Source organism: Rhizobium sp. 18055, from assembly GCF_902706285.1.
GTDB lineage: Bacteria > Pseudomonadota > Alphaproteobacteria > Rhizobiales > Rhizobiaceae > Rhizobium.
This window is the reverse complement of sequence record NZ_CACSKD010000005.1, coordinates 250,856-264,024: the sequence shown is the minus strand read 5'-3', so window position 1 is coordinate 264,024 and position 13,169 is coordinate 250,856. Positions and strand designations below refer to the sequence as shown.

Below are 13,169 nucleotides of genomic sequence, written 5' to 3'. Positions count from 1 at the left end.
CTGTCCGGCATTAGCTAAGGGACGGTAATGGCCAAGATCAAGAACGTAGCGGTCCAGATGGACCATGTCGCCTCCATCAATATTGCTGGCGATTCCACCTTTGCCATGAGCCTCGAGGCACAGACCCGCGGCTACAAGCTGTTCCATTACACCCCCGATCGCCTGAGCTTCCGCGATGGCAAGCTCTACGCCTCCGTCGAACCGATGACGCTGCGCGATATCAAGGGCGACCACTTCGAGCTCGGCGCCCCCGAGCGCGTCGATCTCCAGACCATGGACGTCGTGCTGCTGCGCCAGGACCCGCCCTTCGACATGTCCTACATCACCTCGACGCATCTGCTCGAGCGCATCCACCCGAAGACGCTCGTGGTCAACGACCCGGCCTGGGTGCGCAATTCGCCGGAGAAGATCTTCGTCACCGAATTCGCCGACCTGATGCCGAAGACGCTGATCACCAGGGATGCCGGCGAGATCCGCCGCTTCCGCGAGGAGATGGGCGACATCATCCTGAAACCGCTCTACGGCAATGGCGGCGCCGGTGTCTTCCATTCCACCAAGGACGACCGCAACCTGTCGTCGCTGCTCGAAATGTTCGGCCAGCTGTTCCGCGAGCCCTTCATCGCCCAGCAATATCTGCCTGACGTCCGCAAGGGCGACAAGCGCATCATCCTCGTTGACGGCGAGCCGGTCGGCGCCATCAACCGCGTTCCGGCCGAGCACGACAGCCGCTCCAACATGCATGTCGGCGGCCGCGCCGAGGCGACCGAACTGACATCACGCGAAAAGGAAATCTGCGCCCGCATCGGCCCGTCGCTGCGCGAACGCGGCTTCCTGCTCGTCGGCATCGACGTCATCGGCGACTACATGACCGAGATCAACGTCACCTCGCCGACAGGCATCCGCGAAGTCAAGAAGTTCGGCGGCGCCGATATCGCCAGCCTGCTCTGGGACGCCATCGAGCGCAAGCGCGCTTAAAGCCCAATTTCCCTGGACATGGCCTGTCTGGCCTTTGTTCTCGCAATACAACCCGCTGCAACCAACTTGCAGCGGGGACGCGCAATTGTTCATTTATTGTTCTTGTTTCATTCTGTTTTCTATGCCAGATTGCAATCCGCGACGATGTTAGGTCGCAGATTGCGGTGCAAAGGGTTGCATCACAGGGGATCTGGGCATGGTGGCACGCGTCAGCACGGTTGCATTCCAGGGCATTGAAGGCCTTCCCGTCGAAGTCCAGGTGATGGTCGCACCCGGCAAGGTCGTCACCCAGATCGTCGGGCTCCCGGACAAGGCGGTGGCCGAAAGCCGCGAGCGCGTCCACGCAGCCCTCCACGCCTCGGGTCTGGCGCTCCCCGCCAAGCGCATCACCGTCAACCTCGCCCCCGCGGATCTGCCGAAAGAAGGCAGCCACTTCGATTTGCCCATCGCGCTGGGCCTGATGGCCGCACTCGGCGCCATTCCTGCCGATGCGCTGGCCGGTTATGTCGTCATCGGCGAACTCAATCTCGACGGCACCATCGCTGCCGTCACCGGCGCGCTGCCGGCGGCGATCGGCGCCAACGCCATGGGCAAGGGCCTGATCTGCCCGGCCGACAGCGGCCCGGAAGCCGCCTGGGCCGGCGCCGAGCTCGATATCCTCGCCCCGCGCAGCCTGATCGCGCTGGCCAATCATTTTCGCGGCACCCAGGTTTTGACCCGCCCCGAACCCTCGATCCGCGCCGTCGCCGCCAATCTGCCTGACCTCGCCGACATCAAGGGTCAGGAGAGCGCCAAGCGGGCGCTGGAAGTGGCAGCGGCCGGCGGCCATAATCTGTTGATGGTCGGACCCCCGGGCTCCGGTAAATCGATGCTGGCCTCCCGCCTGCCATCGATCCTGCCGCCGCTATCGGCAGCAGAGCTCTTGGAAGTCTCGATGATCCACTCGATCGCTGGCCAGCTCTCCGGCGGCAAGCTGTCCGATCGCCGGCCGTTCCGCACCCCGCACCACTCCGCCACCATGGCGGCGATGGTTGGCGGCGGTTTTCGCGCGCGGCCGGGGGAGGCGTCGCTTGCCCATCATGGCGTCCTCTTCCTCGACGAGTTTCCGGAATTTTCGCCGCAGGCGCTCGATGCGCTGCGCCAGCCGCTCGAAACCGGCGAATGCATCATTGCCCGCGCCAATCACCGCGTCACCTATCCCGCCACCATCCAGCTGGTCGCCGCCATGAACCCCTGCCGCTGCGGCATGGCCGGAGAGCCCGGCCACAGCTGTGCCCGGGGCCCGCGCTGCATGAGTGATTATCAGGCCCGCATTTCCGGCCCGCTGATGGACCGCATCGATATCCGCGTCGATGTCCCCGCCGTCTCCGCCTTCGATCTGATCCGCCCGGCGCCGGCTGAAAGAAGCGTCGACATCGCCCGCCGCGTGGCGCGGGCCCGCGAACTGCAGCAGGACCGTTTTCTTGCCGCCGGTCTCGGCAGCATCGGCACCAACGCCCGCTGCTCGACATCGATGATCGAAACCTACGCCGCCCCCGACGCTGCGGGCCTGCAACTGCTCCGCGACGCCGCCGAAAAGATGAAGTTCTCCGCCCGCGGCTACCACCGCGTCCTCAAGGTCGCCCGCACGCTCGCCGATCTCGACGCCCAGGAAACCGTCGGCCGCATCCACCTGGCCGAGGCGATCTCCTACCGCATGGCCGGCGAGCGGCTGACGGCGGCGGCGTGAAATGAAAAGGGGCGCCGAAGCGCCCCGTGAACATGCAACTGGTGAGATCCTTCAGCCACCCAATCCTTCGAACAGCGCGGTCGAGAGATAGCGCTCGGCGAACGACGGAATGATCACCACGATGGTCTTGCCGGCATTCTCCTCGCGGCTGCCGATCTTGATCGCCGCGGCCAGCGCCGCACCTGAGGAGATGCCGACAGGCACACCTTCGAGCCGCGCCACGTGGCGGGCCATTTCCAGTGCCTCGGCGCTGTTGATGGTGACGATCTCGTCATAGATGTGGGTGTCGAGAATGGCGGGCGCGAAGCCGGCGCCGATGCCCTGGATCTTGTGCGGACCGGGCTGGCCTCCCGAGAGAACCGGCGATTCTTCCGGCTCGACGGCGATCACCTGGATGCTGGCTTTCTTCGACTTCAGCACCTGGCCGGTGCCGGTGATCGTGCCGCCGGTGCCGATGCCGGAAACGAGAATATCGACCGTGCCGTCGGTATCGTTCCAGATCTCCTCGGCCGTCGTCTTGCGGTGGATCTCGGGATTGGCTGGGTTTTCGAACTGCTGCGGAATGATCGCGTCAGGCAGCGTTGCGGCCAGTTCCTCGGCCTTGGCGATCGCCCCCTTCATCCCCTTCGGCCCTTCGGTCAGCACCAGCTCGGCGCCGAGCAGCGCCAGCATCTTGCGGCGCTCGACCGACATCGTCTCCGGCATGGTGAGGATCAGCTTGTAGCCCTTGGCGGCGGCAGCAAAGGCCAGCGCGATACCGGTGTTGCCCGAGGTCGGCTCGATCAGCGTCGTTTTGCCGGGCGAAATCTTCCCCTGTGCTTCAAGCGACTCGATCATCGCCACGCCGATACGGTCCTTCACCGAGCCGATCGGGTTGAAGAACTCGAGCTTGGCCAAGAGATTGGCCTTCACGCCCTTTTCCTTGGCCAGCTTGTCCAGGCGAACAAGGGGGGTGTCGCCAATCGTTTCCGTGATCGAGGAGTAGATGCGGCCGCGGCCCGGTTTCTTCGACATGATAGGCTCCCTTGATGAAATATGCTCAGAGAATAGGGTCAAAGCCGGGTGACGACCAGAGTAGCTTCACCCGTGAAAGCCCGGCTTCAGAGAAAAAAGCCTTTGAAATCGGCAGTTTGCCGAATGAATTTTTCAGGCGGCGCGGGTGGCGATGAAGGCGGCGGTTCCGGCCAGAATGCTCGCCGCCACCCGGTTCAGTGCCTGCAATGCGCGCGGCTGCTTCAGCAGGATACGCGCCCGCGAGGCCAGCATCATGTAGGGGATCAGCACCACCAGCAGCACGACGAAGGTGGTGACCAGCAGGATGCCGTATTCGCGCAGCCCGATGCTGTCGATATCGATCAGCGTCGGCACCAGCGCCACGTAGAACAGCATGGTCTTCGGGTTTCCCAGCGTCACCAGCAGGCCGGAGAGAAAGCTCATGCCGATGCTGCTGGATTTCTTCGCGGCGATATCCTGCGGCAGCAGGCCTGCGGTCCAGAGCTTGTAGGCGATGTAGCCGAGATAGAGCGCGCCTGCGATCTTGATGACAACGAACACTTCGGTAAAGGTCTGCGCCACGAAGGCCAGCCCAAGGATGACGGCCGTCAGATAGGTCATGTCGCCGAGCACCAGCCCGAGGCCCATGAAGAAGGTCTCGCGGAAATTCGACCCCAGTGCCCGGGCAACGATCGCGGTGATCCCGGGTCCCGGAATGGCGGCCGCGATGAACAGCGCCGCCGCATAGGCGAAAAGAGCGGTAAACGACATGCGGGCCTCCCGGTTTTGGCCGATCTCTACGCCTGCGGCACTGACGTTTCAAGAGCGATGCCGGCTGCCGTTGGCAATGGGCGTTCCGTCGCAGGCTTCGGCTATTGACGGTTCGGCTTGCGGTTCTAGTTCACAGGGCGATGGCAGTCGTCCGGTGCCACGCAGCCCCCATACCGGAGCCGGACGCATCTGCCGCAGCCGGGAAGACGCCGGCCCGATGGAAACCACGCCATGCCCGGCAAGACGCCCGGCCAAGGAGAAACTGATGAGCCCGAACCCCGTCGAAAAGCGCAAGATCGCCGCACTCGCTACCCCGACCGACCTGAAAAGCAACGCCATTCCCGATATCTCGGGCGCGCTGGCCGCATTGCTGGCCGATGTCTTCGCGCTCTATATCAAGACCAAGAATTTCCACTGGCACATGTCCGGCCCGCATTTCCGTGATTATCACCTGCTGCTCGATGAACAGAGCGAGCAGATCTTCGCGATGACCGACGCGGTGGCCGAGCGCGCCCGCAAGATCGGCGGCACGACGCTGCGCTCGATCGGCCATATCGGCCGCCTGCAGCGCATCAACGACAATGATGCCGATTACGTCACGCCCGAGGACATGCTGGCCGAGCTGCGTGATGACAACAAGCAGCTGATCTCGCTGCTGCGCGAGACCCACGACGTCTGCTCCGAACACAACGATGTCGCCACCACCAGCCTGCTGGAAAACTGGATCGACGAGGCCGAGCGCCGCCACTGGTTCCTGTTCGAAATGACCCGCCCGGCGAAGTAGGGCCCTTCGGCTCTGAAATGCTTGAGGTTCGGACGCCCCGCAGCCGCGCGGGCGTCCATCCAAGGTTCATCCCCGCCGCCGCTAGTAGAATGACGATAGCGCCGACGATTTGCAGCGGCTGCAGCGCATGCCCGAAGGCCAGCCGGTCGACGATAATCGCGGCAATCGGATAGATGAAGGATAGCGCCCCTGTCAGATGGATCGGCAGCTTCTGGATCGCGCCGTAGAGCAGCACATACATCAGCCCGGTATGGACAACGCCCATGGTGGCGAGCAGCGACCACGTCTGGCCGTCGTCAGGCATGGCGGAAAAATCGGTGATCGGCAGCAGCATCAGAACGCCCGTCGAAACCTGGATCAGCGCGATCAGATGCGGCGGCGTGCCCTTCAGCCATTTGGCGGCCAGTGCTGCCAGCGCATAGAAGAACGCCGCACCCAGCGCCATGGCGATGCCGGTGCCATAGCCGCCCGCCGCTTCCGTGGTCGCAGGCTTGCCCTCGACGATCGCAAGCATCCCGGCAAAGGCCAGCGTCAGCCACAACAGCTTGGGCGCGGTGATCCGCTCGCCGAGAAACACCGCGCCAAGCGCCAGCAGCATGAACGGCTGGGTGTTGTAGACGGTGGTGGCGACCGAGATCGAGGCATGCCCATAGGCGCCGAACAGCAGCAGCCAGTTGAGCACGATGGCAACACCGCCGAGCACGGCGATCACGAACGACTTCAGGCTGATCGTCCCCGGTCTGAGCAGCCCCATCACGGCGCAGACCGCGGCCAGGCTGATTGCCCCGAACAGGCAGCGCCAGAACACCACGCCGCTGACCGGCTGGCCCGACATCACCACGAACCAGCCGATCGTTCCCGATATCAGCATCGCCGCCGTCATCTGCACTGTGCCGCTGCGGATCTCGCTCTGCATCGTTATCTCCATGGTTGGGGCATGCAGAATATTGCGACGCTCGTGGATTTTATATAGGTATGGAAAGAGGATTGCCTCAGATGACCTAAGATCGGGAGGGAATATGGCGGTCTTTCCTAATAATGATATCGACGCCATCGATCGCCGAATCCTTGACGCCCTTGCTGGCGACGGGCGCATGTCGCTGAAGGAACTGGCGCAGGCGGCCGGCCTGTCGTCGCCCAGTGCCGCCGAGCGCCTGCGCCGGTTGGAGGAGCGCGGCGTCATCACCGCCTTCACCATCGCGGTCGACCCCGCCGCACTCGGCTATCCCCTGCAGGCGATCGTCCGCATCCGGCCGCTGCCGGGACAGTTGCACGTCGTCGAGCGGCTCATTCAGGAGACGCCCGAATTCGTCGAATGCGACAAGGTCACCGGCGACGATTGCTTCATCGCCCGGCTGGTCGTGCCCTCGATGGGGGAACTCGATGCCATTCTCGACCGGATCGTAGAAAGGGCGGAAACCAACACCTCGATGATCAAGGCATCGCCGGTCAAACGCCGGCTGCCGCCCCTGTCTCGATAGTGAGACGTCTCGATAGTGAGACGTCGCGCCCTGAAGGAGAGTTTCCGATGCGAAGCCTGTCGTTATATCTGGGGCTGGCCGTACTGGCGGTCGCCATCTCCGCCGCGGAATTGAAAGCCGAGCCGCTCACCGAAACGCTGGTCTTCATCCGCCACGGCGAAAAGCCGCAAGCCGGCCTTGGCCAGCTGAGCTGTAAGGGCCTCAACCGAGCGCTGGCACTGCCTGCTGTCATCAAGGCCGGCTTCGGCAAGCCGGATGCGATCTTCGCGCCCGATCCATCCGTCCGCAAGGAAGACGGCGGCACGTCCTATGATTACATCCGGCCGCTCGCCACCGTCGAACCCACCGCCATCGCCTTCGGCCTGCCCGTCGATACCAGCTTCGGCTACGAGGATATCGCCGGCCTGCAGGCCGCACTCGGCAAACCGGAATATTGGAAAGCCACGGTGCTGATCGCCTGGGAGCACAGGCAGATCACCGTGCTGTCGCGGCAGATCCTTGGCGCCAATGGCGGCGATGCCGATCAGGTGCCGAAATGGAAGGGCAAGGATTTCGACAGCATCTCGGTCATCCGCATCGTCAGGGATGGCGACAAGACCACGGCGAGCTTCGAGCGCCGCAAGGAGATGCTGGATGGCCAATCGGACACGTGCCCCGGCGCTACGAAATAGCGGCTAGAAATCCGCCATCGGCGACAGCATCGCCGGCGCGTCGAGTATGGTCGGACCGTCAGTCTTGATCATGAACCGCGTCCCGCCCTCCAGCGACCGCGGTTCGCCGTGCCAGCCGAGCTTGTCGGGCGCAAACAGCACCTCGACCGTAGCGGGCGCGATCCCGAGCCCGTCGAGGATGGCACCAAGCGATGGAATGCGTGCCGCGACGACGTCGGACAGCAGGAAGGCACCGCCATCGGTCAGCTTCCAGGCAATCACCGCCTTCTCGTCCTCGAGCCAGCTGAGTTTCACATCCGGGTCGAACTGCGTGTTGATCAGGAACATCGGCGCGCTCTGGCAAACCGCCAGCCTGTCCGAAACCGGCGTTCGTGTCTTGAGCGCCGCCTGCAGCAGGCCAAGATCGTCGGCGTTCCACGGATCAAGCCGCCGCGGCAGGGCAGTCGTCGCCTGCGGGGCAGGGGCAGCGCCGGTATAAAGATGCATCGGCAGCGAGACGAAACCGTATTTCTCGTAGAGCCCGGGCTTGTCGGTATAGAGCACGATCGCCTCGAAACCCTCAGCCGCGCACCAGTCGAGCGCCTTGCCGGTCAAGTCGCGATAAAGCCCGCGCTCGCGCCATTCCGGCCGCACCGCGCCGGATTGAAAGGCGGCGGCATTCACCTTGCGGCCATTGATCATCATCGGCATGGCAAAGGCCGAGATATTGGCAACCAGCGTGCCCGCCCTGTCGAACCAGCCGAACGGCATGCTGGTCGGATCGGCCCCGCCAGGCCGCCGCAGCGGGTCGAGATCGATGCCGAACGTATCGGAAAGCAGCGAGACCAGCGCGGTCCACGCTGCAGGGTCTGCAAAATAATCCTGGCGGAACGTCAGCCCGGTATATCCAGCAGACGCCGCACTCATACCCCGGTCGAGCCGAAGCCGCCGGCACCGCGGGCGGTGGCGCTTGTCTCGGTGATCTCGGTGATCCGCGCCTGGATGGCCGGCGCAATCACCATCTGGGCGATGCGCATGCCGCGGCTGATCTCGAACGGTTCGTCGCTAAGATTGATCAGCAGCACCTTCACTTCGCCGCGATAATCGCTGTCGATCGTGCCCGGCGTGTTGAGGCAGGTGATGCCGTTCTTGAAGGCAAGGCCGGAGCGCGGGCGGATCTGCCCCTCATATCCCTCGGGGATCTCGAAGATCAGCCCTGTCGGCACCAGGGCGCGCTTGCCGGGGGCAAGCACCATCGGCGTGCCGTCCTCGACGGCGGCGCGCAGGTCCATGCCGGCAGCGCCCTTGCTTTCGTAGGCGGGCAGTTCCAGCCCCTCGCTATGGGCGAGGCGGATGAGATTGAGCCTCGGAGAGGCTGTAGCGTGAATATTCATGCCCCTATTAGCCAAGTCGGGATTGTCAGGGTCAAACACGAATTGAAAGTTATCCACGGAGTCGTTAGATACGCGACAACTCGAAGGATTGAAAATCATGGCTGAAAGTCTCGCCGAGGCGGTTTCCCGCCGCCGCACATTCGCTATTATCGCTCACCCGGATGCGGGCAAGACGACGCTCACCGAAAAGCTGCTGCTGTTCGGCGGTGCCATCCAGCTCGCCGGTGAAGTCAAGGCGAAGAAGGATCGCATCCAGACCCGTTCGGACTGGATGAAGATCGAGCGCGAGCGCGGCATCTCGGTCGTCACTTCGGTGATGACCTTCGAATATGCCGACAAGGTCTTCAACATTCTCGATACGCCCGGTCACGAAGACTTCGCCGACGATACCTACCGTACACTGACCGCGGTCGACGCGGCCATCATGGTCATCGATGCCGCCAAGGGTATCGAGCCACGGACGCTGAAGCTGTTTGAAGTCTGCCGCATGCGCGACATTCCGATCATCACCTTCATCAACAAGATGGACCGTGAAAGCCGCGATGTCTTCGAAATTCTCGATGAGGTCGAGGAAAAGCTGGCGCTCGATACCGCCCCGATCACCTGGCCGATCGGCCGCTCCAAGAGCTTCTGCGGCACTTACCACCTCGCCGGAAACCGGGTGCGCGGATCGGACAAGGAGGATGCGATCGAAGTCAATGGCCCACAGGCCGTGGCCGATCGCCTTCCGGAAAACGAACGCGCGGCTTTCATCGACGAAGTCGAGCTTGCAAAGGAGGCATGCCGCCCATTCGATCGCGAGGCATTTCTGGAAGGCCATATGACGCCGGTGTTTTTCGGTTCGGCGCTGCGCAATCTGGGTGTCCGCGATCTGATCAATGCGCTGGCCGATTTTGCGCCGCCGCCGCGTGACCAGGTGGCCGATACCAGGACCGTGCATGCCACCGACGAGAAGATGACGGCCTTCGTCTTCAAGATCCAGGCCAACATGGACCCGAACCACCGCGACCGCATCGCCTTTGCCCGCATCTGCTCCGGCAAGCTCGAGCGCGGCATGAAGGCGCGTCTGGCCCGCACCGGCAAGCAGCTTGGCCTCACCGCCCCGCAGTTCTTCTTCGCCTCGCAGCGCCAGCTGGCCGACACCGCCTATGCCGGCGATGTCGTCGGCATTCCGAACCACGGCACCCTGCGCATCGGCGATACGCTGACCGAAGGCGAAAACCTGGTGTTCCAGGGCGTGCCGAACTTCTCGCCGGAAATTCTCCGCCGCGTCCGTCTCGAAGATGCGATGAAGGCAAAGAAGCTCAAGGAAGCGCTGCAGCAGATGGCCGAGGAAGGCGTCGTGCAGCTGTTCTCTCCCGAGGATGGTTCGCCGGCGATCGTCGGCGTCGTCGGCGCCCTGCAGCTCGACGTTCTGAAGGAACGCCTGCAGGCGGAATACGGCCTGCCGGTATCGTTCGAAATGTCGCGCTTCTCCGTCTGCCGCTGGATCTCGTCCGATCAGCCGGCCGAACTCGACAAGTTCGTCACCGTCAAGCGCGGCGATATCGCCCGCGATCTCGATGGCGATCCGGTGTTTTTGGCGCAGGACAGCTTCTCGCTGCGCTACGAGTCGGAACGCTTCCCCGCCATCAAGATGGTTGCCATCAAGGAATATCACGTCGCCAAGGCGGCGTGATATGTCATCGGGCGGACCCGCTGCCCGAACATCGGCGGTTGCTCTCCAACCGGCGAACGTGCTGAAGGATGGCGTCCGGCCTGCGGCGGCCGCCTGCTTGCGATCACGAGCGCGGCTGACACGGCAATGAAGGCCAGGATCAGTCCACCGACAGCGATCATCGCCTGAACGCGTATCGCCCGGCCCGAAATCGTATCGGCCGCGATCTCACTCCCCGCGCGGATACCGCTGGTTTTCCTCCAGCACGTTGAGATCCATGTGGTTGCGCATGTAGCGCTCCGATGCCTTCTGCAGCGGCTGGTAGTCCCACGGATAATAGGCGCCGTTGCGCAACGCCTCGTAGACCACCCATCGCCGCGCCTGGCTTTCGCGCACGGCGGCGTCGAAGCTCGCAAGGTTCCAGCGCTTGTCGGCCTGCGCCGTCAGCGCCGCCAGCGTCTCGGCATAGGCGGGATCGGTTGCCAGATTGTTGAGCTCCCTGGGGTCGGCGTCGAGATCGAACAGCAGTGCCGGGTCCTTGTCGCAGAGCGTCAGCTTGAAGCGCCCGTCGCGCAGGCCGACCAGCGGCGCCTCGGAGCCCTCCGCCGCGTATTCCATCGGCACCGGTCCACGCCCGCCCGTGCCCGTCGCCAGCGGCGTCAGATCCTCGCCGTCGGTCCATGGCGCAAGCTTGGTGATGTCGATGCCGGCAAGCGCTGCCAGCGTCGGCGTCACGTCGAGGGTCGAGACCGGTTGGCTGATCAGCGCTGGTTCCCAGCCGGGCGCGCAGATCGACAGCGGCACCCGCGCCGCGCCGTCGAAGAAGCACATCTTGAACCACAGCCCGCGCTCGCCCAGCATGTCGCCGTGATCTGAGACGAACAGGATGACGGTATCCTCGCTCATCCGCCCGCGCTCCAGCACGTCGAGCAGTTCGCCGACCTTCTCGTCGACATAGGAGATGTTGGCGAAATAGCCGCGGCGTGCCCGGCGCACCTGCTCGGGCGTGATCTCGAAGGCATCGTAGTCGCAGGCCTTCAGCAGCCGCTGCGAATGCTGGTCCTGTTCGTCGAACGGGATCGGCCCGATCTCCGGGTCGAGATGCGGGCAATCCTCGTAGAGGTCCCAGAACTTGCGGCGCGCCACATAGGGGTCGTGTGGATGGGTGAAGCTGACCGTCAGGCACCACGGACGATCGTCCTGGCGGCGCGACAGGTCATAGAGCTTGCGGGTGGCGTTGAAGGCGACCTCGTCGTCATATTCCATCTGGTTGGTGATCTCGGCCACACCTGCGCCCGTCACCGAGCCGAGATTGTGGTACCACCAGTCGATCCGCTCGCCGGGCTTGGTGTAGTCAGGCGTCCAGCCGAAATCGGCCGGGTAGATATCGGTGGTCAGCCGTTCCTCGAAGCCGTGCAGCTGGTCCGGGCCGACGAAATGCATCTTGCCTGATAGCGCCGTGTGATAGCCGGCCGCCCGCAGGTGGTGCGCAAAGGTCGGGATGTCGGAGGCGAATTCCGCGGCGTTGTCGTAGACGCGGGTGCGGCTCGGCAACTGACCGGACATGAAGGAAGCCCGCGCCGGCGCGCAGAGCGGGCTTGCCGTATAGGTGTTGGCAAAGCGCACGGAGCGCTTCGCCAGGGCTTTCAGATGCGGCGCGTGAAGAAACTCGGCCGGCCCATCGGGAAACAGCGTCCCGTTATACTGGTCGACCATCAGGATGAGGAAATTCGGGCGCGCCATGCTGTCTGTGTCCTTGAGATATTAGAGGCCGAGGGCGCCCTTAACTGCGTCCGCGGCAGGCTTGCCGTCAAGCGTGGTGACGCCGGAAAGCCAGGGGTCCACCGCCTTCGGATTGGCCTTCAGCCAGGCCGTTGCTGCAGCCTTCGGGTCCTCGCCGCCGAGGATCGAGCCCATCAGCGCGTTTTCCATACCGATCTCGAATTTCAGGTTCTTCACCAGCGCCGCCGCATTCGGGCACTTCTCCGACCAGCCGGTGCGCGCCAGCGTATAGACCTCGGCGCCGCCGAAATTGGCACCGAAATAGGCGTCACCACCGGAGAGGTAGGAGATCGAAAACGTCTCGTTCATCGGATGCGGCGCCCAGGCGAGGAACACCACGGCGCCCTTGTCCTTCGACGCACGCTCGACCTGCGCCAGCATCGCCTGCTCGCCCGATTCCACCAGCTTCCAGTCCTTGAGGCCGAAGTCGTTGGCGTCGATCATCTTCTGGATATTGCCGTTGGCAGGGGCACCCGGCTCGATGCCGTAGATCTTGTGGTCGAACTCGTCGCCATGCTTCTGCAGGTCGGCGAAATCCTTGACGCCCTTGTCTGCGACATAGCTCGGCACGGCCAGCGTGAACTTGGCGCCTTCGAGGTTCTTGTTCATCACCTCGATCGCCTTGGCGGCGGTCAGGTCGTCGATGAAGGCCTTCTGCGCCGGCATCCAGTTGCCGAGGAAGACGTCGATCTCGCCGTTCTTCATCGACTGGTAGCCGATCGGCACCGACAGCGTCTTGATGTCTGGCTCGTAGCCGAGCGCCGTCATGATCACCGACGTGACGCCGTTGGTGGCGGTGATGTCGGTCCAGCCCGGATCGGACATGCGGATCACCTTGCACGATGCATCATCGGCAGCAGCGGCAGAGCCGACGGCCAGCGCCGAGAGCATGACACCGGCAGCAAGACGGCGGATTGCAGAAATTCCTGTCATCGCAGTTCCCCTTTTTTGTC

Annotated in this window: 12 protein-coding genes and 1 pseudogene; 6 read left to right on the top strand and 7 right to left on the bottom strand. The window is 63.7% G+C overall.

All coding sequences use genetic code 11. The features are described 5' to 3' along the window. Positions 1–27: 27 nt before the first annotated feature. Together gshB and GVL52_RS11890 are read left to right on the top strand one after the other, a co-directional pair. On the top strand, positions 28–975 hold the full coding sequence (gshB, locus tag GVL52_RS11895; RefSeq protein ID WP_160007221.1) for a glutathione synthase: 948 nt from the start codon (positions 28–30) through the stop codon (positions 973–975). Positions 976–1,171: 196 nt separating this feature from the next. Then, positions 1,172–2,704: a YifB family Mg chelatase-like AAA ATPase gene (locus GVL52_RS11890; RefSeq protein ID WP_160007218.1), complete on the top strand. Its 1,533-nt coding sequence runs from the start codon at positions 1,172–1,174 to the stop codon at positions 2,702–2,704. 51 nt (positions 2,705–2,755) lie between these two features. Here the strand turns inward: GVL52_RS11890 and cysK are convergent, their stop codons facing one another. Both cysK and GVL52_RS11880 read right to left on the bottom strand, forming a co-directional pair. After that, a complete protein-coding gene (cysK, locus tag GVL52_RS11885; protein WP_160007216.1) occupies positions 2,756–3,718 on the bottom strand; it encodes a cysteine synthase A in 963 nt (320 codons plus the stop codon). Positions 3,719–3,850: 132 nt separating this feature from the next. Continuing rightward, positions 3,851–4,468 carry a LysE family translocator gene (locus tag GVL52_RS11880; RefSeq protein ID WP_160007214.1) on the bottom strand — a complete coding sequence of 206 codons (618 nt, stop codon included), beginning with the start codon at positions 4,466–4,468 and terminating at the stop codon, positions 3,851–3,853. A 265-nt stretch (positions 4,469–4,733) separates the two neighbouring features. Between GVL52_RS11880 and GVL52_RS11875 the strand changes: the two genes are divergently transcribed. Beyond that, positions 4,734–5,252 (top strand): Dps family protein, encoded by a 519-nt coding sequence (locus GVL52_RS11875; protein WP_160007424.1) that lies wholly within the window; start codon positions 4,734–4,736, stop codon positions 5,250–5,252. 49 nt (positions 5,253–5,301) lie between these two features. Here GVL52_RS11875 and GVL52_RS11870 read toward each other — a convergent pair. Further along, positions 5,302–6,180, bottom strand: a pseudogene (locus tag GVL52_RS11870) (DMT family transporter); the annotation flags it as partial. A gap of 91 nt (positions 6,181–6,271) precedes the next feature. Here GVL52_RS11870 and GVL52_RS11865 point away from each other — a divergent pair. Further along, positions 6,272–6,733 carry an Lrp/AsnC family transcriptional regulator gene (locus tag GVL52_RS11865; RefSeq protein WP_160007212.1) on the top strand — a complete coding sequence of 154 codons (462 nt, stop codon included), beginning with the start codon at positions 6,272–6,274 and terminating at the stop codon, positions 6,731–6,733. Between the two features lie 47 nt (positions 6,734–6,780). Further along, on the top strand, positions 6,781–7,404 hold the full coding sequence (locus tag GVL52_RS11860) for a hypothetical protein (protein ID WP_160007210.1): 624 nt from the start codon (positions 6,781–6,783) through the stop codon (positions 7,402–7,404). 3 nt (positions 7,405–7,407) lie between these two features. Here GVL52_RS11860 and GVL52_RS11855 read toward each other — a convergent pair whose 3' ends face one another. Together GVL52_RS11855 and dut are read right to left on the bottom strand one after the other, a co-directional pair. Then, complete coding sequence (locus tag GVL52_RS11855) at positions 7,408–8,310, bottom strand: GNAT family N-acetyltransferase (RefSeq protein ID WP_160007208.1); 903 nt, start codon at positions 8,308–8,310, stop codon at positions 7,408–7,410. Next, positions 8,307–8,777, bottom strand: coding sequence for a dUTP diphosphatase (gene dut / locus GVL52_RS11850; RefSeq protein WP_160007206.1), 471 nt, complete (start codon positions 8,775–8,777; stop codon positions 8,307–8,309). The genes GVL52_RS11855 and dut overlap by 4 nt, the downstream gene beginning before the upstream one ends. A 97-nt stretch (positions 8,778–8,874) precedes the next feature. Between dut and GVL52_RS11845 the strand changes: the two genes are divergently transcribed. Further along, entirely contained in the window at positions 8,875–10,455 is a 1,581-nt protein-coding gene (locus GVL52_RS11845) for a peptide chain release factor 3 (RefSeq protein ID WP_160007204.1), read from the top strand. Between the two features lie 207 nt (positions 10,456–10,662). Here the strand turns inward: GVL52_RS11845 and betC are convergent, their stop codons facing one another. Continuing rightward, positions 10,663–12,177, bottom strand: coding sequence for a choline-sulfatase (gene betC, locus GVL52_RS11840; RefSeq protein ID WP_160007202.1), 1,515 nt, complete (start codon positions 12,175–12,177; stop codon positions 10,663–10,665). Between the two features lie 21 nt (positions 12,178–12,198). Next, positions 12,199–13,149, bottom strand: a complete 951-nt coding sequence (choX, locus tag GVL52_RS11835) for a choline ABC transporter substrate-binding protein (RefSeq protein ID WP_160007200.1) — start codon at positions 13,147–13,149, stop codon at positions 12,199–12,201. Between the last annotated feature and the right edge of the window lie 20 nt (positions 13,150–13,169).

What these genes read in the sequence shown, in the direction of transcription:
- gshB (WP_160007221.1), top strand. Translation starts at nt 28, where the DNA reads ATGGCCAAGATCAAGAACGTAGCGGTCCAGATGGACCATGTCGCCTCC.
- GVL52_RS11890 (WP_160007218.1), top strand. Translation starts at nt 1,172, where the DNA reads ATGGTGGCACGCGTCAGCACGGTTGCATTCCAGGGCATTGAAGGCCTT.
- cysK (WP_160007216.1), bottom strand. Translation starts at nt 3,718, where the DNA reads ATGTCGAAGAAACCGGGCCGCGGCCGCATCTACTCCTCGATCACGGAA.
- GVL52_RS11880 (WP_160007214.1), bottom strand. Translation starts at nt 4,468, where the DNA reads ATGTCGTTTACCGCTCTTTTCGCCTATGCGGCGGCGCTGTTCATCGCG.
- GVL52_RS11875 (WP_160007424.1), top strand. Translation starts at nt 4,734, where the DNA reads ATGAGCCCGAACCCCGTCGAAAAGCGCAAGATCGCCGCACTCGCTACC.
- GVL52_RS11865 (WP_160007212.1), top strand. Translation starts at nt 6,272, where the DNA reads ATGGCGGTCTTTCCTAATAATGATATCGACGCCATCGATCGCCGAATC.
- GVL52_RS11860 (WP_160007210.1), top strand. Translation starts at nt 6,781, where the DNA reads ATGCGAAGCCTGTCGTTATATCTGGGGCTGGCCGTACTGGCGGTCGCC.
- GVL52_RS11855 (WP_160007208.1), bottom strand. Translation starts at nt 8,310, where the DNA reads ATGAGTGCGGCGTCTGCTGGATATACCGGGCTGACGTTCCGCCAGGAT.
- dut (WP_160007206.1), bottom strand. Translation starts at nt 8,777, where the DNA reads ATGAATATTCACGCTACAGCCTCTCCGAGGCTCAATCTCATCCGCCTC.
- GVL52_RS11845 (WP_160007204.1), top strand. Translation starts at nt 8,875, where the DNA reads ATGGCTGAAAGTCTCGCCGAGGCGGTTTCCCGCCGCCGCACATTCGCT.
- betC (WP_160007202.1), bottom strand. Translation starts at nt 12,177, where the DNA reads ATGGCGCGCCCGAATTTCCTCATCCTGATGGTCGACCAGTATAACGGG.
- choX (WP_160007200.1), bottom strand. Translation starts at nt 13,149, where the DNA reads ATGACAGGAATTTCTGCAATCCGCCGTCTTGCTGCCGGTGTCATGCTC.